Annotated in this window: 19 protein-coding genes; 6 read left to right on the top strand and 13 right to left on the bottom strand. The window is 68.8% G+C overall.

Annotation, left to right across the window (positions count from 1 at the left end; translation table 11 throughout):
- The first annotated feature begins 33 nt into the window (after window positions 1–33).
- From VGN82_RS02530 to VGN82_RS02505, 6 genes are read left to right on the top strand one after another with little or no spacing between them, the layout of a single operon-like run.
- A complete protein-coding gene (locus VGN82_RS02530; protein ID WP_327525413.1) occupies window positions 34–1,152 on the top strand; it encodes an NAD(P)/FAD-dependent oxidoreductase in 1,119 nt (372 codons plus the stop codon).
- Window positions 1,133–1,429: a (2Fe-2S)-binding protein gene (locus tag VGN82_RS02525; protein ID WP_327525412.1), complete on the top strand. Its 297-nt coding sequence runs from the start codon at window positions 1,133–1,135 to the stop codon at window positions 1,427–1,429. The genes VGN82_RS02530 and VGN82_RS02525 overlap by 20 nt, the downstream gene beginning before the upstream one ends.
- Window positions 1,426–2,829 (top strand): NAD(P)/FAD-dependent oxidoreductase, encoded by a 1,404-nt coding sequence (locus VGN82_RS02520; protein ID WP_327525411.1) that lies wholly within the window; start codon window positions 1,426–1,428, stop codon window positions 2,827–2,829. Before VGN82_RS02525 ends, VGN82_RS02520 begins: the two co-directional genes overlap by 4 nt.
- Window positions 2,826–3,956, top strand: coding sequence for an NAD(P)/FAD-dependent oxidoreductase (locus VGN82_RS02515; protein ID WP_327525410.1), 1,131 nt, complete (start codon window positions 2,826–2,828; stop codon window positions 3,954–3,956). The genes VGN82_RS02520 and VGN82_RS02515 overlap by 4 nt, the downstream gene beginning before the upstream one ends.
- Entirely contained in the window at window positions 3,953–4,897 is a 945-nt protein-coding gene (locus VGN82_RS02510; protein WP_327525409.1) for an ABC transporter permease, read from the top strand. The genes VGN82_RS02515 and VGN82_RS02510 overlap by 4 nt, the downstream gene beginning before the upstream one ends.
- Window positions 4,894–5,763: an ABC transporter permease gene (locus VGN82_RS02505; protein WP_327525408.1), complete on the top strand. Its 870-nt coding sequence runs from the start codon at window positions 4,894–4,896 to the stop codon at window positions 5,761–5,763. The genes VGN82_RS02510 and VGN82_RS02505 overlap by 4 nt, the downstream gene beginning before the upstream one ends.
- Window positions 5,764–5,792: 29 nt before the next feature.
- Here the strand turns inward: VGN82_RS02505 and VGN82_RS02500 are convergent, their stop codons facing one another.
- The 13 genes from VGN82_RS02500 to VGN82_RS02440 all read right to left on the bottom strand — a co-directional run bounded on the left by VGN82_RS02500 (window position 5,793) and on the right by VGN82_RS02440 (window position 18,492).
- The gene (locus tag VGN82_RS02500; RefSeq protein WP_327525407.1) at window positions 5,793–6,461 is read right to left on the bottom strand and encodes an EthD domain-containing protein; all 669 of its coding nucleotides are present in this window, start codon (window positions 6,459–6,461) and stop codon (window positions 5,793–5,795) included.
- A gap of 3 nt (window positions 6,462–6,464) precedes the next feature.
- The gene (locus VGN82_RS02495) at window positions 6,465–7,640 is read right to left on the bottom strand and encodes an NADH:flavin oxidoreductase/NADH oxidase (protein ID WP_327525406.1); all 1,176 of its coding nucleotides are present in this window, start codon (window positions 7,638–7,640) and stop codon (window positions 6,465–6,467) included.
- Complete coding sequence (locus VGN82_RS02490; protein WP_327525405.1) at window positions 7,640–8,812, bottom strand: acyl-CoA dehydrogenase family protein; 1,173 nt, start codon at window positions 8,810–8,812, stop codon at window positions 7,640–7,642. Before VGN82_RS02490 ends, VGN82_RS02495 begins: the two co-directional genes overlap by 1 nt.
- The gene (locus tag VGN82_RS02485) at window positions 8,809–10,029 is read right to left on the bottom strand and encodes a dihydrolipoamide acetyltransferase family protein (protein ID WP_327525404.1); all 1,221 of its coding nucleotides are present in this window, start codon (window positions 10,027–10,029) and stop codon (window positions 8,809–8,811) included. The genes VGN82_RS02490 and VGN82_RS02485 overlap by 4 nt, the downstream gene beginning before the upstream one ends.
- A gap of 1 nt (window position 10,030) precedes the next feature.
- Complete coding sequence (locus tag VGN82_RS02480) at window positions 10,031–10,813, bottom strand: enoyl-CoA hydratase/isomerase family protein (protein WP_327525403.1); 783 nt, start codon at window positions 10,811–10,813, stop codon at window positions 10,031–10,033.
- Window positions 10,814–10,842: 29 nt separating this feature from the next.
- Window positions 10,843–11,817 carry an alpha-ketoacid dehydrogenase subunit beta gene (locus VGN82_RS02475; protein WP_327525402.1) on the bottom strand — a complete coding sequence of 325 codons (975 nt, stop codon included), beginning with the start codon at window positions 11,815–11,817 and terminating at the stop codon, window positions 10,843–10,845.
- On the bottom strand, window positions 11,817–12,842 hold the full coding sequence (locus VGN82_RS02470; protein WP_327525401.1) for a thiamine pyrophosphate-dependent dehydrogenase E1 component subunit alpha: 1,026 nt from the start codon (window positions 12,840–12,842) through the stop codon (window positions 11,817–11,819). The genes VGN82_RS02475 and VGN82_RS02470 overlap by 1 nt, the downstream gene beginning before the upstream one ends.
- Before the next feature lie 114 nt (window positions 12,843–12,956).
- Entirely contained in the window at window positions 12,957–14,315 is a 1,359-nt protein-coding gene (locus VGN82_RS02465) for an MmgE/PrpD family protein (protein ID WP_327525400.1), read from the bottom strand.
- Window positions 14,316–14,334: 19 nt separating this feature from the next.
- Window positions 14,335–15,051, bottom strand: coding sequence for an ABC transporter ATP-binding protein (locus VGN82_RS02460; protein WP_327525399.1), 717 nt, complete (start codon window positions 15,049–15,051; stop codon window positions 14,335–14,337).
- Window positions 15,048–15,800: an ABC transporter ATP-binding protein gene (locus VGN82_RS02455; RefSeq protein ID WP_327525398.1), complete on the bottom strand. Its 753-nt coding sequence runs from the start codon at window positions 15,798–15,800 to the stop codon at window positions 15,048–15,050. The genes VGN82_RS02460 and VGN82_RS02455 overlap by 4 nt, the downstream gene beginning before the upstream one ends.
- Window positions 15,793–16,581 (bottom strand): SDR family NAD(P)-dependent oxidoreductase, encoded by a 789-nt coding sequence (locus VGN82_RS02450; RefSeq protein ID WP_327525397.1) that lies wholly within the window; start codon window positions 16,579–16,581, stop codon window positions 15,793–15,795. The genes VGN82_RS02455 and VGN82_RS02450 overlap by 8 nt, the downstream gene beginning before the upstream one ends.
- Window positions 16,578–17,588: a branched-chain amino acid ABC transporter permease gene (locus VGN82_RS02445; RefSeq protein ID WP_327525396.1), complete on the bottom strand. Its 1,011-nt coding sequence runs from the start codon at window positions 17,586–17,588 to the stop codon at window positions 16,578–16,580. Before VGN82_RS02445 ends, VGN82_RS02450 begins: the two co-directional genes overlap by 4 nt.
- Before the next feature lies 1 nt (window position 17,589).
- On the bottom strand, window positions 17,590–18,492 hold the full coding sequence (locus VGN82_RS02440; protein WP_327525395.1) for a branched-chain amino acid ABC transporter permease: 903 nt from the start codon (window positions 18,490–18,492) through the stop codon (window positions 17,590–17,592).
- Between the last annotated feature and the right edge of the window lie 97 nt (window positions 18,493–18,589).

Genomic DNA, 18,589 nt, shown 5'->3' with positions numbered 1-18,589 from the left:
CTCCTAACGTCAAAGCCGGCAAGGGAAATTCACATGCGGCCGGACATCATCGTCATCGGGGGAGGCACGGTCGGGGCGGCCATCGCCTATGGGCTGGCGAAGCGGCGCGAGAAGGTGCTGCTGCTCGACGGCGACGATGGCGACTTCCGCGCGGCCCAGGCGAATTTCGGGTTGGTCTGGTTGCAGGGCAAGGGGCCCGGCATGCCGGCCTATCAGGGCCTGACCCGGCGCAGCATCGATCTCTGGCGCGGCTTCTGCGACGAGCTCGAGGCCTCCGAGCAGACGAACCTCGTCTACGAGCAGAATGGCGGGTTGGCCTTCTGCTTCGGTGAGGACGGCTTCGAGAAGCGCCGCCTCGACCTGATGCGCCTGCACAATCAGCGCGGCGAGGGTGAGCCCGATTGGGAGATGTTGGACCGCGCGGCCCTTCAGAAGCTGATGCCCAGAGCCGGCCTCGGCCCTGACGTCTCGGGGGCGAGCTACGGGCGGCGCGACGGCCACGTCAATCCGCTGCGGCTGCTCGCCGCCCTCCACGGCGCACTGCTGCGCCATGGCGGCAGCATCCGCCACAAGGCGCGGGTCGAGCGCATCGACGCAGCCGGGAGCGAGTTCCGCCTACATTTTGCGGGTGAGACGCTGGTCGCGCCGCGCATCGTCATTGCCGCGGGCCTCGGCTCGCCCGCCCTCGCCAGTCAGGTCGGGCTGGACGTGCCGGTTCGTCCGGAGCGTGGGCAGGTGCTGGTCACCGAGCGTCTCGCGCCGTTCCTGCCGCTGCCGGCGAGCGGGCTGCGCCAGACCGGCGAAGGCACGGTGATGATCGGGGCGACCAAGGACAACAGCGGCTTCGATGTCTCGGCGACGGCGGATGCCGCGGCCGGGCTCAGCCGCAAGACGGTGCGGATCGTGCCTGCGCTCGCCGATGTTCGCCTCGTCCGGCAATGGGCTGGGCTGCGCATCATGACGCCGGACAGCTATCCGATCTATGCCCAGTCGCTCACGCGGCCGGGCGCCTTCGTCGCCCTCTGCCATTCGGGCGTGACGCTGGCGGCGTTCCATTCCGAGGTTCTGGCCAGCGCCATCGCGGCCGGAGCACTGCCCGACTCATTGTCACCGTTCCACCAGAGTCGTTTCGATGTTCCGCAAGCTGCATGATCCCGGGCCGTCGGCCGTCACCATTCTCATCGACGGTCACCCCGTCGCCGCCGAAGTCGGCGAGAGCGTCGCCGCCGTGCTGCTGCGCCAGGCCGAGGGCTGGAACCGTACGACGCCGGTCTCGCAGAGCCCGCGCGCACCGTATTGCATGATGGGCGTCTGCTTCGAATGCCTCGTCGAGGTCGACGGGCAGGGCTCCGTGCAGGGCTGCCTGACGCCGGTGCGTGACGGCATGCGCATCACCCGCCAGCAGGGCCGCAGGAGCCTCTCGGCATGAGCCAGACCCACACCGATCTGCTGATCGTCGGCGCCGGCCCGGCCGGCATGGCGGCCGCCGTGACCGCCCGCAAGCACGGGCTGAGCGTCCGCGTGATCGATGACCAGCCCGCGCCTGGCGGCCAGATTTGGCGCGCCATCGAGACTGTCGCCGCCACGCCGCGGCTGGCGCGTCTCGGCGCAGCCTATGGCGCCGGCGCGGCGCGGGCCGCAGCCTTCCGTGCCTGCGGCGCCGGGTACGAGCCGCAGAGCCAGCTCTGGCAGATCGAGCCCGGCTTCCGTGCCTTCCTGACGCGCGACGGCAAGGCTCGCAGCGTCACGGCAGACGCGATCATTCTCGCCACCGGTGCGCAGGAGCGGCCGGTGCCGTTCCCAGGCTGGACTCTACCCGGCGTGCTGACGGTCGGCGCGGCGCAGATCCTGCTGAAGACCGCGGATTCCGTGCCGTCGAGCCCGGTCTGGATCGCCGGCTGCGGACCGCTGCCGCTGCTCTACATGACGCAGCTCCTGGCCGCGGGCGGCAAGATCGCCGGCTTCCTCGACACGACCCCGCGCGGCCGCATGACATCCGCGTTGAAGCATCTGCCCCAGGCTCTCGGTCGGCTCGGCGATCTCGCCAAGGGGCTGGGTTGGTCTTTTTCGCTGGGACGGGCAGGCTTCCCTATCATTCGCCATGTCGCGGAGATCCGTGCCGAAGGCGACGGCAAGCTCCAGCGTCTGCATTACAGCACTGCGGAGGGGCGCGAAGGCACGGCGCCAGCGGAGGTGCTGCTGGTGCATGAGGGCGTGGTGCCGAACATCCATGCCCCGCTCGCACTCGGCTGCGGCGTGACCTGGAATGCTTCGCAGCATTGCTATGTGCCGGAACTCGATGCGTGGGGAGAGACCACGCAGGCGAACGTCTTCGTGGCGGGCGACGGCGCCGGCATCGGCGGGGCCGAGGCGGCCGAGCCGCGTGGCCGGCTCGCAGCGGTGCGCATCGCGGCGAGGCTCGGCAAGCTGAGCGACTCGGAGGCAGAGAACACCGCCGGGCGGGAACGGGCGACGCTCGCCCGCGCGCTCGCGCTGCGCCCCTTCCTCGACGCTCTCTATGCGCCTCGTCCAGAGGTCTTCGCGCCGGCCGACGAGACGGTGGTCTGCCGCTGTGAGGAGGTCACCGCCGGCGAGCTGCGCGCGCGCGCCGTACAGGGGCGGCCCGGCCCGAACCAGCTCAAGGCCTTCACCCGCGCCGGCATGGGGCCCTGCCAGGGTCGCCAATGCGGCTACACCATGGCCCATATCGTCGCTGCCGCGCAGGGCCGCCCCGTCGAGGATGTCGGCTTCTACCGCATCCGCCCGCCGCTGAAGCCTGTTACGCTCGGCGAACTCGCCAGCCTCGACGAACAGGCGCCGGCGGCATGAGCGTCGAGGAGTTCGACGTCGCGGTGGTTGGCGGCGGTCTTCACGGGCTTTCCGCCGCTCTGCATCTGGCTCGGGCCGGCCGGCGCGTAGCGGTGATCGAGCGGCGCTGGACAGGGCGACATGCCTCGGGCGCCACGGCCGCCGGCGTACGCACGCTCAACCGCGACATCGCCGAGGTTCCGATCTCGCTCGAGGCCATGGCGATGTGGCACCGCATCGCCAGCATCGTCGGCGATGATTGCGGTTTCCATGCCCATGGCCAGATGCGCATCGCCGAACGCGACGAGCACATGCCCGCCCTGATGCAGCGCGAGGCGAAAATGCGGTCCCTCGGCTACGAGCATGAGGAGATGATCGACGCGGCCGATTTGCGCCGCCTCGTGCCGGCGCTGAGTCCTCACTGCATTGGCGCACTCATTGCGCGAAACGATGGCGCGGCCGACCCGCATCGCACGATCCTCGCTTTCCGCCGCGCCTGCGAGGCCGAAGGCGTCGTCATCGCCGAGGGCTGCGGGGTGGAGGCGGTCGAACGCCAGGGCGAGGGCTGGCTTCTTGCCTGCGGAGCGCGCCGCTTCCGCGCGCCGGTCGTGGTCAACGCCGCCGGCGCCTGGGCTGGCCGGCTGGCTGCGCTCTTCGGCGACGAGATCGCGCTCGGTGTCCGCGCCTCGATGATGATGGTGACGGAACGGCTCGCGCCGCTGCTTGCCCCCGTCGTCAGCGTGGTCGGTCGAGCGCTCTCCTTCAAGCAGTCCGACCAAGGCACGCTGGTGATCGGCGGCGGCCTGCAGGGCGCCGCCGATGTCGAGGGTGAGAGCAGTACGGTGAACTTCACCGAACTCGCCAAGGGCGCTCGCGCGGCAAGCGACCTCTTCCCGATCGTGCGCGGGGTTCGTGTCGCGCGCTGCTGGACCGGCATCGAGGCGCAGACATCAGACCACCTGCCGGTCATCGGCGCCTCGCCGAACGCCTCTGGCCTGTTCCATGCCTTCGGCTTCTCCGGGCACGGCTTCCAGCTCGTCCCGGTCGTCGGCGCCATTCTGACCGATCTCGTGACGGCGGGGACGACGCGCCGCGAGATCGCCGCCTTCGCGCCAGGGCGCCTGATGCAGGAGAGGGTCGCGGCATGATGGGGTTCGTTCTGAGGCGGCTGCTGCTCGCCATACCGACGCTGTTCGTCATGCTGACGGCGATCTTCGTGCTGGTGCGGCTGGTGCCGGGCGACGCCGCCTCGGTGATCCTGGGTGATCAGGCGAGCGCGGCCTCGCTTGCCGCCTTGCGCGAGAAGCTCGGCCTCGACCAGCCGGTGCATGTCCAATACCTCACCTTCATCGGCAAGGTCGTGACCGGCGACCTCGGCCAGTCGCTCAGCACCGGCCACAGCGTCATAGCGGAAGTCCTGCGGGTCCTGCCGTCGACAATCGAACTCACGATCGCCGCGATCACGATCGGACTCCTCTTCGGCCTGCCGCTCGGAGTCGCCGCCGCGCTCAGCCGCAATGGTTGGGTCGACTATGTCTCGCGCGTCGTCTCGCTGGTCGGCCTGTCCTTCCCGGCCTTCGTCTCCGGCATCCTCATGTTGATCGTCTTCGCAATCCAGCTCGGCTGGTTCCCGGTTCTGGGCAACACCAGCGGCTCGGGCGATTTCGGCGCCCAGATGCGGGCCCTTGCGTTACCGGCCCTGAACCTCGGCATCATCATGACGGCCTATGTGATGCGCGTGACGCGGGCGGCGATGCTCGGCGTGCTGACGGAGGACTATATCCGCACCGCGCGCGCCAAGGGCGTGACCCGCCGGCAGCTCATCGTGACGCATGCGCTGCGCAACAGCCTGATTCCGATCATCACCGTGGTCGGGCTCTATTTCGGTACGCTGATCGGCAATTCGGTGCTGACCGAGATCATCTTCAACCGCCCGGGCCTGGGCAAGCTGATCATCGGTGCGCTCAACTCGCGCGACTACACGCTGCTCCAGGGGCTGATGATCATCTTCGCGGTCTGCGTCATCGTCGTGAACACATTGACCGACCTCGCCTATGGCCTGGTCGATCCGAGGGTGAAGTACTCATGAGCGCCGTCGCCTCCACGACCGTCGACATGCGGCCGGGCGGCCTCTGGCTCGCCTTCCGTCACAACAAGATCGCGTGGGTTGGGCTCGTCCTGCTGGCACTGATCGTCTTCGTCGCCATCTTCGCGCCCTGGCTGGCGCCGCACGATCCGCTCGAGCAGAACATCGTCGCGCGGCTCGAACCGCCATCCGCCGAATTCTTGCTCGGCACCGACTCCTATGGGCGCGACGTGCTCTCGCGGTTGATCTATGGCGCGCGCATCTCGCTCTTCGTCGGCTTCGTCGCGATCCTGATCGCGATGGTGGTCGGCACGACGATCGGCGTCATCGCCGGCTATATCGGCGGGCTCTTCGACCAGATCGTCATGGGCGTGCTTGACGTGCTGCTCGCCTTCCCGACGCTGCTGCTCGGCCTGATGATCGCCGCCATGCTCGGCGCCAGTCTCGAGAACCTCATCATCGCCATCGCGGTGACCGAGGTCGCGCCCTTCGCCCGCGTCGCCCGCGCTCCGACGATCACGCTGCGCCAGCGCGATTTCGTCGAGGCTAGCCGCTCCTATGGCTGCGGTCCCCTGCGCATCATGTTCCGGCACATCCTGCCCAACATGCTCTCTGACGTGGTGGTGATGAGCTCGCTCTGGCTCGCCTCGGCCATCCGCACGGAAGCCTCGCTCAGCTTCATCGGCCTCGGCGTCCCGCCGCCGGCTGCGACCTGGGGCGGCATGATCCGCGAAGGCTTCGAGAACATCCTCGACGCCTGGTGGCTCGCCGTCTTCCCGAGCCTCGCCATCCTGGCGACGGTACTGGCGCTGAACCTGCTGGGCGATGCCCTGCGCGACGCCTCGGACCCGCGTACGCGCGACCGCTGAAGGGGCGCGGTGCGACGTCACCGGCCCGATCACCCGGCGAAGAAGACCTCGCGGGTGATGATGATCGGCAGATGGCCGTCGGGCAGGAAGTTCGGCTCGTCGGCGCGGGTCGCGACATATTCCGAGGTTAGCGTACCGGCCTTCATGTCGGCGGTGGACTCGAACCAGGTGATCGCCAGCCCGTCATAGACCGGCTCGCCCGCCTCGTATTGCGACAGAGCGAGGTGGTTCTGCTCGTAGCGTCGCAGCACGGGGATCGTCGCGGCGAGCGGGCCGTGCACGTAGCGCCAGTAGTCGCGGAAGGGCGCCAGGGGCATGCCGGATCGGCGGTTGACGAATTCGATGTTCTTGACGGCAGGTTCCGGCACCGGGCCGTCCTTGATGACATGGACGTCGACGGCCATCCGCACCAGCCGTGACGGCTCGACGAGTGGCAGCAGATCCGCTGCGACCCGGCGGGCGGCCTCGCTTGCGTCGTAGGTCGCGACGGCAGCGTCATCGTCGAACCAGGCTTCGCTGATCCCGTCGAACAGCAGCTCGCCCTTGGCGTAGCCCTTTTCCAGCGCATGGGACTGGACATAGCGACGCACGCCGGGGGCAGCGGCGGCGAGCGGGCCGTGGTCCTGCGCCCAGCGTCCCTGGAACTCCAGCACCGAGAGGCCCGGAGCCCGCTTCACGAGGGTCACGATCTTGCGCATCGCTCAGGCTCCCGATTTCGGCCGGTCGAGGCGGGCGCGGCGCTGGAGCCACCAGCCGAAAGCCTGAGGCCAAGTGTTCCAGCCCGTCTCGCCCGCCAGCGCGACCGTCGCCTTGGCCGCCCAGTTGGGGTCGAACAGCATCTCGCGCCCGAGTGCGATCAGGTCTGCGGCTCCTGCCTGCAGGATAGCCTCCGCCTGCGCGGGGTCCCGGATCAGGCCGACTGCCATGGTCGCGATGCCGGCCTGTTTGCGGACGCCGTCCGAGAACGGCACCTGGAAGCCGGGCGCGCGGGCCGGCAGGCTGTATTCGCGCGGCACCCGCATGCCACCGGTCGAGCAGTCGACAAGGTCGACGCCGACGCCTTTCAGCGCTTTGGCGAAGGCGACCGTATCCGCGAGGTCCCAGCCATAGTCGACGCCGTCGATCGCCGAGACACGGACGAACATCGGCCTGCCGCCGGGCCAGGCCTGCCGCAATGCCTGCGCGAGCCTCAGCGGGAAGCGCATGCGGTTCTCGAGCGAGCCGCCATACTGGTCGTCCCGCTTGTTGCCGAGCGGCGAGAGAAAGCCGTGCAGCAGATAGCCATGGGCGCAGTGCAGCTCCAGCACGTCGAAGCCGGCGGCCTCCGCGCGCTGAGCAGCCGCGCAATACTGAGCGATCAGGGCCTCCATGCCGGCCTCATCGAGGGCAGTCGGCGTCTGATAGCCGGTCTCGAAAGCCTCGTCTGTCGCCGCAACCAGCGGCCACGGCACCTCGCCACGTGCCGCAAGGTCGCTCTCGCCGAGCGGGCCGTAGCCGTGCCAGGGCCGCTGGCTCGCGCCCTTCGCCCCGCTATGGCCGAGCTGGATTCCCGCCGCCGCACCCTGCGCGTGGAGGAAATCCGTCAGGCGCCGGAAGGGCGCGATCTGCTCGTCCCGCCAAAGACCGAGGCAGCCGGGGGTGATCTTGCCCTGCTCGGTCACGGCCGTAGCCTCGGTCATCACCAGCCCGGCGCCTCCCAGCGCGAAGCGGCCGAGATGCACGAGGTGGAAGTCGCTCGGCATCCCGTCATCGGCGCTGTAGGTCGCCATCGGCGCGACGACGATGCGGTTCCTGAGCTCCAAACCGCGCAAGACGAGCGGTTGCAGCAGCAGTGGCAGGGCGGGGGCCGCCTCGCCTGCGAGCACGGCGGCCGTCATCAATAGGACCGCGGCAGGCCGAGATCGTGCTGGGCGACGTAGTTCAGGATCATCTCCTCGGAGACGGGCGCGACCCTGAACAGCCGGGCGTCCCTCCACAGCCGCTCGACATGGTATTCCTTGGCGTAGCCCATGCCGCCTAGGGTCTGGATCGCGCGGTCGGTGGCGAGGCCGGCGGCGTGCCCGGCCATGTACTTCGCCATGTTGGCCTCGGTGCCGTAGGGCTTGCCCTGATCGTAGAGCGTCGCGGCCTTGTGGTTCATCAGCCGCGCGCATTCGAGCTGGATCTGCGCCTCGGCCAGCGGGAACTGGATGCCCTGATAGGCGCCGATCGGGGCGTTGTTGAAGACCTTGCGCTCACGGGCGTAGTCGGCGGCGAGCCTGATCGAAAGTTCGGCCGTTGCGACCAGGCCGGCGGTGGTGACGATGCGCTCGGTGTTCAGGACGTCGAGCAGCTGGCGGAAGCCGCCGTCGAGCGTGCCGACCAGTTCATGCGGCTCGACCCGGACATTGTCGAGAAAGACGGAGCTGGAGGGCAGGGTATTGGTACCGACCTTGTCGATCGCCTGATGGGTCAGTCCCTCGCGCTCGACATCGATCAGGAAGAGGCTGATGCCGTCGGTCTTGCGGCTGACCTCCTCGAGCTTCCTCGTACGGGCGACGATCAGGATCTTGCTGGCCTGCGGCACGGCCGTGATCCAGATCTTCTGGCCGCTGATCCGCCAGCCATCGCCATCGGCCTTCGCGAAGGTCTTGATGGCGAGCGAGTTGGTGCCCGCATCCGGCTCGGTCAGGGCCATCGCGAACATCGCCTGGCCGGCGACGAGCGCTGGCAGCAATTCGTGCTTCATCGCCTCGGTGCCGAAATTGCTGATCGTGACGCCGCCGAAGACGGGATTGCACATGAACATCTGGCTGAGCGTCGAGCCGCCTCCGGCCGCACAGAGCGCCTCGATCGCCATGGCGACCTCGGTCATGCCGAGGCCGGCCCCGCCATATTCCTCGGGGATCGCGATGCCGCAGAGTCCGGCGTCGCAGATCTCCTGCCAGATCGCCGAGGGAAAGGCCTTCTCGGCGTCGAGTTCGCGCCAGTAGTCGAGGCCGAACTTTTCGCCGACCCGTCGCGCGGTCTCGATGAGCATGGTCTGCTCGTCGCTGCGGTCGAAATTCATGTCTGGCTCCCTTGGGGCGCCGGTTGGCGCAGCAGCGGCAATGGGTGTTCGAGCGTCTTCACGACGAGGTCGAGGAAGCGGGCGGCGCGCACGCCGTCGATGACGCGGTGGTCGCAGGACAGGACGAGGCCGAGCTCCTGCCGAAGCGTCGGCTGGCCTTGCGCATCCGGCCGGAAGACGGGCTTCACCGCCGCCACGCCGAGGATCGCGGATTGTCCGGGATTGATGATCGAGACGAGGTGCGAGGCCCCGTACATGCCGACATTGGAGACGCTGATCGCGCCGCCCTCGCAGTCGGCTGCGGTCAGGCGGCCATCGCGCGCCCTGACCACGAGCCCGGCGCAGGAGGACGCGACGGCGTCGAGGTGCCGGGCTCCTGCATCGCGCAGAACCGGCACCATAAGTCCTCGCGGACTATCCACCGCGATGCCGACATCGCTGCCGGCGAGCGTGACGATGTCGCCCTCGTCCCAGACCGCATTGATCTCGGGTTGGGCCAGCAAGGCACGGCCCACCGCCGCCATGATGAAATGGGTGATGCTGAGGCGCTGCGGCAGGCCGGCTGCGTTCAGCTCCTCCCGCATCGCCAAGAGGCCGGTGATGTCGGCCTCCGCCATCACGTAGAAATGCGGGATCGTCTGCTTCGCCTGCGAGAGCCGTCGCGCCACCACCTGCTCGATCGGCGTGGCTGGCCGGCGCTGGCTGTCGGTCTTGCGAAGAGGTGCGGCGCTGGCGGGCGGGGCAGTGGCGAGCGCGGCCTCGACATCCTTCAGCTTGATGCGGCCATGCGGTCCCGAGCCGGCAACGCGATCGAGCGCGATGCCGTTCTGCCGAGCGACGCGCCGGGCGAGAGGCGTGGCGATGAGGCGCGTGCCCATGCCGACGCGCGCGGGCTCTGCCGTCCGGTCAGCGGCCGGGGCCGGCTGTGGTCGAACCTCGGCCGCCGGCGTCGTGCCCATTGCGGGCGCCGCCTTGCCATCCGCCCAGGTCGCGAGCGTGGCGCCGACCGGCACGGTCTCGCCCTCCGGGACTAGGATTGTGCCGATCCGGCCGGCGCGCTCCGCCTCGATCTCGGTCGCGATCTTCTCGGTCTCGATGACGAAGAGCACGTCGCCGGTCGCGACCGTGTCGCCCGCTCCGACCCGCCACGAGGCGAGCAGGCCCTCGGTCATGGTCAGACCGAGCTTGGGCATGACGATCGCGGCAGAGGCGCTCATCTCAGGCCCCCTTGAACTGGGCTGGGCGCTTCTGCAGGAAGGCTTGGCAGCCCTCATGGGCATCCTGTGTATCGAGCACGAGGCCGATCATCGCCTGCTCATGGCGCAGCGAGGAGGGCAGCGGCATGTCGAGCCCGTCCGACATCGTGCGCTTGAGCAACTTCAGCACCAGCGGCGACTTGGCCGCGATCGTCTCGGCCAGCGCGAGAGCCTGTGGCAGTACCTCGGCGTCGGGCACGACGCGGTTGATCAGACCGAGCTTCTCCGCCTCGGCGGCATCGATGCGCGAGCCGGTGAACATCAGCTCCTTGGCCTTGCAGAGCGGGATCTGGCGGATCAGGCGCTGCGAGCCGCCGGCGCCCGGGAAGAGCCCGAGATTGATCTCCGGCAGGCCGAGCTTGGCGGAGGCTGCGGCGATGCGGATGTCGATGCAGAGCAGAAGCTCGGTGCCGCCGCCCAGCGCCCAGCCGTTGACGGCGGCGATGGTCGGCTTGTCCAGCGTCTCGATCCGGCGGAAGACGCTGTGCAGGCGCTCGCCCAGTTCGAGGTAGTGCGGCAGCCCCTGGCGGCTGTCGAGATCGGCGATGTCGCCGCCGGCGACGAAGGCGCGCTCGCCCGTCCCGGTGAAGACGATGACCCGGACCTGATCGTCCGCAGCGGCGCGCACGACGGCCTCGTCGAGCGCGGCCAGCGTCGCCATGTCGAGGGCGTTCAGCGTCGAGGGGCGGTTGATCGTGATCAGCGCCACGGCGTTGCGGCGTTCGTAGAGGATGCTGTCCGACATTTCGGGCTTTCCAGTCACGACGGGTTCCTTCAGGCGAGCGTGCGGCGCACGGCGGCGGCGACGCGCTCCGGCGAGGGCAGGTAGGCCGTCTCGAGCCCCTTGGAGAACGGCACCGGCATGAACGGCGCGGCGACGCGCAGGATCGGCCCGTCGAGCTCGTCGAAGCCGATATCGGCCATGCGGGCGACGATCTCGGCGCCGACGCCGAAGGCCTCGACCGCCTCATGCACGACGACGAGCCGATGAGTCCGGGACAGGGAGGCCAGGACGGTTTCCTCGTCCCAGGGCTGAATGCTGCGCAGGTCGACGATTTCGGCCGAGATGCCTTCCTCGGCGAGCTGCGCGGCTGCGCTCAGCGCAGTGTGGACGGCGGCGCCATAGGCGACGATCGTGGCGTCGCGGCCTTCGCGCAGGATGGCGGCGCGGCCGAGCGGAAGGATTGGCGGAGCGTCCGGCACCTCGCCCTTCATCGCATAGAGCGCCTTGTGCTCGATGAAGACGACCGGATCCGGATCGGCGATGGCCGCGCGCAGCAGGCCATAGGCGCTGGCGGGGTCGGACGGGCACACGACCTTGAGACCCGGCACATGGGCGAACCAGGCTTCGAGGCATTGCGAATGCTGGGGGCCGGCGCCGAGCCCGCCGCCATGGGGCGTGCGCAGCACCATCGGCACCGAGCGCTGGCCGCCGAACATGAAGCGGGCCTTGGCCGCCTGGTTCACCAGCGCGTCCATCACCAGCGTGGTGAAATCCATGAACATGATCTCTGCGACCGGCCGCAGGCCGCTCAGCGCGGCGCCGACGGCAGCACCCGCAAGGGCCGCCTCCGAGATCGGCGTGTCGAGCACCCGCTCGGCGCCGAAGCGGTCGCGCAGGCCGCGGCTCACGCCGAAGGAGCCGCCGGCCTCGCCGACATCCTCGCCGAGCAGGATCACCGTCGGATCGGCCGCCATCGCATCGGCCAGCGCCTGGTTGATCGCGCGCAGATAACGCATCTCGGCCATCAGGCACGCTCCTGCATGGCGACTGCGCCGGTGTAGACGTCGGCCCTGGCCGCGTCGAAGCTCGGCATCGGTGCGGCGCGGGCCGCTTCCACCGCCGCTTCGATCCGCGCGGCGATCTCGTCGGCGATCTCGGCAAGCGCGCTTTCGCCGACTCCGAGCGCCTTGAGCTGGCCGGCTGCGACCGCGAGCGGATCGCGCGCACTCAATGCTGCGATCTCATCCGCGTCCCGGTATTTCTGCGCGTCGCCCTCGAAATGGCCGCGGACACGCGTCGTCATGCATTCGAGCACGCGCGGTCCGTCATGGCGCACCTCGGCGACAATGCGTGCCGCATGCTCGGCGACGACGGCGACGTCGTTGCCGTCGATCAAGACATGCGGGATGCGATAGGCGGCGGCGAGGTCGACGAGCTTGAAGGCGAGCTGCTTCGAGGTCGGCAGGAATTCGCCCCAGCCATTGTTCTCGCAGACGAAGAGCAGTGGCAGCTTCCACAGCGCCGCCAAGTTCAGGCATTCATGCATCAGCCCTTCGGCAAGCGCCCCGTCGCCAAAGAAGGCGACCGCGATGGCGCCGTTCTTCTGCGTCTTGTGCGCAAGTGCACTGCCGAGCGCGATGGAGGCGCCTGCGCCGACGATGCCGTTGGCGCCGAGCATGCCGACCGACATGTCCGCCACATGCATCGAGCCGCCGCGGCCGCGGCAGAGCCCGGTCTCGCGTGCCAGCAATTCGGCGAAGAAGCCGTCGAGCGATAGGCCCTTGGCAATGGCGTGGCCATGGCCGCGATGCGTCGAGGCGATGGTGTCCTGCGGCGTCAGCGCCGACATGACGCCGGCCGAGACGGCCTCCTGCCCGATGCTGAGATGGATGAAGCCGGGCACCTCGCCATCGGCGAACATCTTGCTCAGCCGCTCCTCGCTGCGCCGGATCAGCACGAGCGAGCGGTAGAGCGCGAGCAGTTCGGCTGCCGCGTTATGGCCGGTGCCGGCCCCGCCTCGCGCTGTCCTCGATGTTGCTTGCTCGCTCATGACGCTCTCGATCCCGATGCGGCAACACTAGCATGACATGATTTATGAGTCATGATTCATTTTATTCAAGGCGGAGTGCGGCCGTGCACTGCTCCGCCTGATCCGGAGGGGCGATCAGGCGGCAGCGCGTCTCGGTTCGATAGCCGTGAACAGCGCGACGAAATCCTCGATCCGGCCGCCGGGGAGCGCATCGGCGGCGCTCTCGATGCGCTCGAACAGCTCGGCGGGAAGGCCCTGTTCGGCGCCAGTCCGGGTGAGCAATTCGCGCAAGGTCGCGCGGTCGAAGGTGTAGTCGGCCGGCGTCATGCGCTGCTCGTGGACGATCGTGTCGCCCTCGGCGGTATCTGCCTCGATCACGGCGCTGAGGATCGGGACGGCGGGATCGGTGACCAACGTGATCCGCGCGACCAACCCGTTCACGGTGGCGTCGTCATAGGTCGTCATGTGCCGCGTGCTCGGCACGCCCCGAAGGAGCGTCGTCGCGATGCAGAACGGGATGCTCATCAGCGTGCCGGAGATCGAGCTGAACGGTCCGGTCGCATCCATGCCGGCATAGCCGGTCTCATAGGGGTTCATCCGCACTCGGACGGCCTTTATCTCCCGGCCTGTCAGCGTCTCGCGCAGAGCCAGCGCGCCGGTCACCGGCGTCTGGTTGAAGGCGCAGACTGGATACGGTTTGAAGGTCACGCGCAGGATCGACCAGTCGTGGCCGAGGCGGGAGGCGAGGTCGGCCGGGATCTCGGCGCCGGCAAAGCAGCGGACGAAGCCGGCGCGTCCCTCGAAGGCGTGCGGCGCCGAGACCGAGCCCGCTGCGGCCAGCTCGGCCGCGATCAGGCCGTTGCGGGCGACGACGCCGACCTGGTAGCGCCATTCGTCGGTGCCGTCGGCGAAGGATTGTAGGACGCCTCCGGTGAAGGACACGGCATTGGCGAGCGCAGCGGCGAGCAGGCCCTCGTCCAGTTCCATCAGCTTGCCGGCCGCCGCTGCGGCCGCGATGCAGCCATAGGTGGCCGAGGAGCGGAACCCCGCGGGCGTGGTGTTACCGGCGAAAGCGTTCTCGAACAGCCCGCCGGTCTCGTAGCCGGCGACGAGGGCCGGGATCAGCCGCGACAGCGGATAGCCGCGTGCCTCGGTCATGGCGAGGAGCATCGGGATCAGGATGGTGCCGAAATGGGCTGCGCCGCAGGTGTCCTCCTGGGCGCGGCCGTGGAACAGCGCGCTGTTGGCGAGGCAGGCGGCGCCTATCGTGCTCTTCCGGCCGTCGCCGAAAAGCGTCGCGCCGGTCGGAACTTCGCCGTCGAGCGCGATAGCGGCCTTGCGCGCCACCGGCGCATACGGCGTGTCGAAGCCGTTGACGGCCATGCCCAGTGCGTTGACGAGGCAGGCGCGCGCTTTGTCGGCGATCTCGGCCGGAAGCGTCTTCGCGTCGAGCCCGGCGACGAAGCGGGCGATTTCCTGGGTGAGTGTCGGCATGGCAGGACTCCCTCGAAGGTCAGAGCGCGAGGTAGCGCTGGCGAACGTCGTCATTGGCCTTGAGGTCCGCGATCGAGCCGCGGAAGACGATCTGGCCCTTGTCGATCACGGTCGCGTCGCTGGCGAGGCCGAGGCAGAAATGCATGTTCTGCTCGGCGATCAGGATCGTGACCCCGGTCTTGCGCAAGGTGCGGATCAGTTCGCCGATGCGCTGCACGATGATCGGGGCGAGGCCTTCGCTCGGCTCGTCGAGCAGCAGCACCGACGGATTGCCCATCAGCATGCGCGCGATCGCCAGCATCTGCTGCTCGCCGCCGGAGAGCCTGCCCGCCATGCGCTGGCGCAGCGGCGTCAGCAGCGGGAAGACCTCGTAGATCCGCTCCAGGCTCCATTCGTCGCGCCCGTCCGGCCCGGGCTTGCGCGCGATCAGGAGATTGTCCTCGACGCTGTGCTCAGGGAAGACCTGCCGGTCCTCGGGCACGAAGCCGAGACCGGCGCGCGCCATCTCGTAGGGCTTCTGGCGGGTGCGGTCGTTGCCGAACAGCTTGACCGTGCCGCGCTTCGGCGGGGCGAGGCCGGCGATGGCCTTCATCGTGGTGCTTTTGCCTGCGCCATTGCGCCCGAGCAGGGCCATGGTCTGGCCTTCCTGGATGGCGAAATCGACGCCGAACAGGATCTGGCTCGCGCCGTAGAACACGTCGATGCCGGCGACTTCGATGACCGTCCGGGTGCTCATGCCGCGGCCTCATGCTCGGTGCCGAGATAGGCCTCAATCACAGCGGGGTTGGTGCGGATCTCCTGCGGCGTGCCCTCGGCGAGGACGCGGCCATAGCTCAGCACGCGGATCGAGGGCGCGATCCGGAAGACGATGTCCATGTCGTGCTCGATGAAGACGACGGTAATCTTCTGGCGCTCCCAGAGCTCGCGCACCTTCTCGATCACGCGCCAGCGCTCCTCGGGGCCCATTCCGGCGGTCGGCTCGTCGAGCAGCAGTACCTTCGGCTCGAGGACGAGGGCCAGCGCGATGTCGAGAAGCTTCTGGTCGCCATGAGAGAGGTTCGCCGAGAGCGTGTCGCGCTTGCCGGTCAGCCCAACCATCTCGATGCAGTGGGCGGCATGCTCGCGCGTCGAGGGCAGCGGAAAACGCGCGCCGAGCCGGCCGGACTGGCGGTGATGCGCGTTGACCGCGGCCAGCATCGTCTCCTCGACGGTCAGCGACGGGAAGATGCTGGCGACCTGGAAGGCCCGGCCGATGCCTCGCCGCACGATCTCGCCGATACTCAGGCCTATGATCGACTGGCCGTCGAGCCGGATGTCGCCGCTGTCGGGGCGGAACGCGCCCGAGAGCAGGTTGAAGAAGGTGCTCTTGCCGGCGCCATTCGGGCCGATGATCGCCGTGAGCGAGCCGGTGGCGAAGGTCATGGTGACGTCGTCGGTGGCGCGGACGCCGCCGAAGGACTTCACGAGGTTGGTGATCTCAAGCATGCGGTCCGTTCCCGGGATCGCGGAAGCCGCCATAGGTGTGCCAGGAGGTTCCGGCCATCCAGCCGCAGTCGACGGGCACGTCGATGCCCGAAAGGGCCGAGGCTTCCGGCGATGCGACGAAGCCGACGACGCGGGCGATCTCGTCGGGCTCGACCAGCCGGCCCATCGGCACGCTGCCGACGAGATTGGTGACGTCGCGCTCGCCCTTGTCGATCGCCTCCTGCAAGGCGGGCGTCCGGGTGAAGCCGGGCGAGACCGAGTTGACGCGGACGCCGGCCGGGCCCCATTCGGCGGCGAGGCAGCGCGTGATCGAGATCACCGCGGCCTTGGCCGGGGCATAGGCATGCAGAGCCATCGAGCGCGAACCGGCGATCGAGGCGATGTTGACGATGCTGCCGCTGCGCCGCGCGAGCATCGCCGCACCGAAGACGACGCAGCCGAGATAGGTGCCGCGCTGGTCGATATGGACGACATGGTCCCAGACCGACATCGGCAGCTCGGTCGGCCGCAGCGGCGGCTGCAGCACGCCGGCGCTGTTGACGACGACCCCGACCGGCCCGATCTCGCTCTCGATACGAGCCGCGACGGCCTTGAGCCCGGCCTCGTCGCCGACGTCGCCGAACAGGGCGTGGCCGCCGATCTCGGCGGCGACGGCCTCGGCCCTCGCTATGTCGCGGTCGAGCACGACGACCTTGTGTCCACGCCTGGCCAGGTCGCGGCAGCAGGCCGCCCCGATGCCGCTGGCGCCGCCGGTGACGACGGCGATCATCGCGTCGCTCATGTCGCAATCCTTTCCATCTTGTCCGCGCCGACGACCGTGCCGGCGACCGCCTCGGCGCGGGTCCGCCGCGCGGCGCGCCAATCCAGGACGAAGTCCAGCAAGCCCTTCCGTAGGCCGAGCGCGAAGAGCAGGATCACCGCTCCGAGGACCAGCCCGTGATGCTCCGCAATGCGGGTCACGAAGTCGTTCAGCAGGAGCAGCAGCACGGTGCCGACCATCGGGCCGAGGAAGGCGGCGGTGCCTCCGAGCATGACGATGAAGACCGCCTCGCCGGACATCGTCCAGAAGGCGAACTCCGGATAGGCGCCCGAGACGAACAGGCTCATCACGACGCCGCCGAGGCTGGCGAAGACACCGGCCAGGACGAAGGCGGTGAGGCGCGTGCGATAGACGTCGACGCCGAGGAAGCCGGCGCGGGTCGGGTTGTCGCGCACCATGCGCAGCGTGTAGCCGAAGGGCGAGGAGACGATGTGGCGCATGGCCAGCAGCCCGAGCACCAGCAGGGCGGCGGCGAAGAGATAGAGCTGCTTCTGGTCGGCGAGGTTGCTGCCGAGGAAGGAGGGCCGCGGAATGCCGCCGCGCAGGCCCTGGTCGCCGCCGGTGACCGGTGTCCAGGCAATGATCACGCTGTGCACCAGCATCTGGAAGGCTAGCGTGACGAAAGCAAAATAGATCTCCTTCAGGCGAACGCAGATGGCGCCGACGACCAGCGCGACCAGCGCTGCGACTGCCATCGTCAGGAGGATGGCGAGCGGGATCGGCATGCCCGTCCGCTGCATGATGATGCCGAAGCTGTAGGCGCCCATTCCGAAGAACAGGCCGTGGCCGAAGGAGACCATCCCGCCATAGCCCACCAGCAGGTTCAGCGAGGTCGCGAACAGGCCGAGCGCAGCGCAGCGGATGACGAAGTCGATCAAGGCGCTGCTCGTGGTGACGAGCGGCAGGGCAGCGAGGACCAGGAAGGCGGCGAGGCCGAAGAGGACGTCGCGAAGGGCGGGGCTCTTCATCTCAGGCTGCCTCGCGACCGAACAGACCCGACGGCTTGACGATCAGCACGACCGCCATGGCGAGGTACATCAACGCCTCCGTGAAAAGCGGGAAGCCCAGCGCGCCGAAGGTGCGGATCAGGCCGATCAGCACGGCTCCGACCAGCGCGCCGAGGATCGAGCCCATGCCGCCGATGACGGTGACGATGAAGCTCTCGATCAGGATGGAGAAGCCCATGCCCGGCGTCAGCGAACGCACGGGCGCCGCCAGCCCGCCAGCGAGGCCGGCCAGGAGGCAGCCCAGCGCGAAGACGCCGGTGAAGAGCAGGCCGGTGTTGATGCCGAGCACCGAGACCATCGCCGGGTTGTGGGCCGCGGCCCGGATCGTCTTGCCGAAGCGCGTACGGGCGATGGCGAGCCCGACGACGACCGCAATGGCGAGCGCAGCCGCGATGAGGAACAGGTAGAAGGGCGGGACGATGCCTCCCAGGATGAAGAGCGGCGGCACGCGGAAGGCGTCCGGCATGCCCATCGACTTGAATTCGGGGCCCCAGACGATGCGCACGAGGTCGTCGAGGATGAGGACGAGCGCGTAGCAGACCAGGAGCTGCATCAGGACGTTGCCGCCATAGATGCGCTGCATGAAGAAGCGCTCGACCACGACGCCGAACAGGCAGGCGCCGATGGCAGCGCCGAGCAGGGCCAGCGTGTAGCTGCCTGTTGCCTGGAACACCGTCATCGCGAGATAGGCGCCGATCATGTAGAACGCGCCATGCGTGAAGTTCACGATCTTCATCACGCCGAAGATGAGCGTGAGCCCGATCGCGACCAGGAAGAGCAGCATTCCGATGATGAAGCCGCTCGTCACCTGCGTCACCATGCAGGAGGTCGAGACCAGGCATTCGGTCAGGGCGTTGAGATCCATCGCGCGCTCATCGACAAGGGGCGTTCAGGCCGCGTGAGAACGCGGCCCGGCTGATGCGGGAGGGGAGGCGGCGGTCGGCACCGCCGCGGCCGAGGTC

The sequence above is a fragment of the Allobosea sp. genome (assembly GCF_035999205.1).
Taxonomy (GTDB): Bacteria; Pseudomonadota; Alphaproteobacteria; order Rhizobiales; family Beijerinckiaceae; genus Allobosea.
The sequence above is the reverse complement of the archived record's forward strand: the minus strand, read 5'-3'. Positions and strand labels throughout refer to the sequence as shown.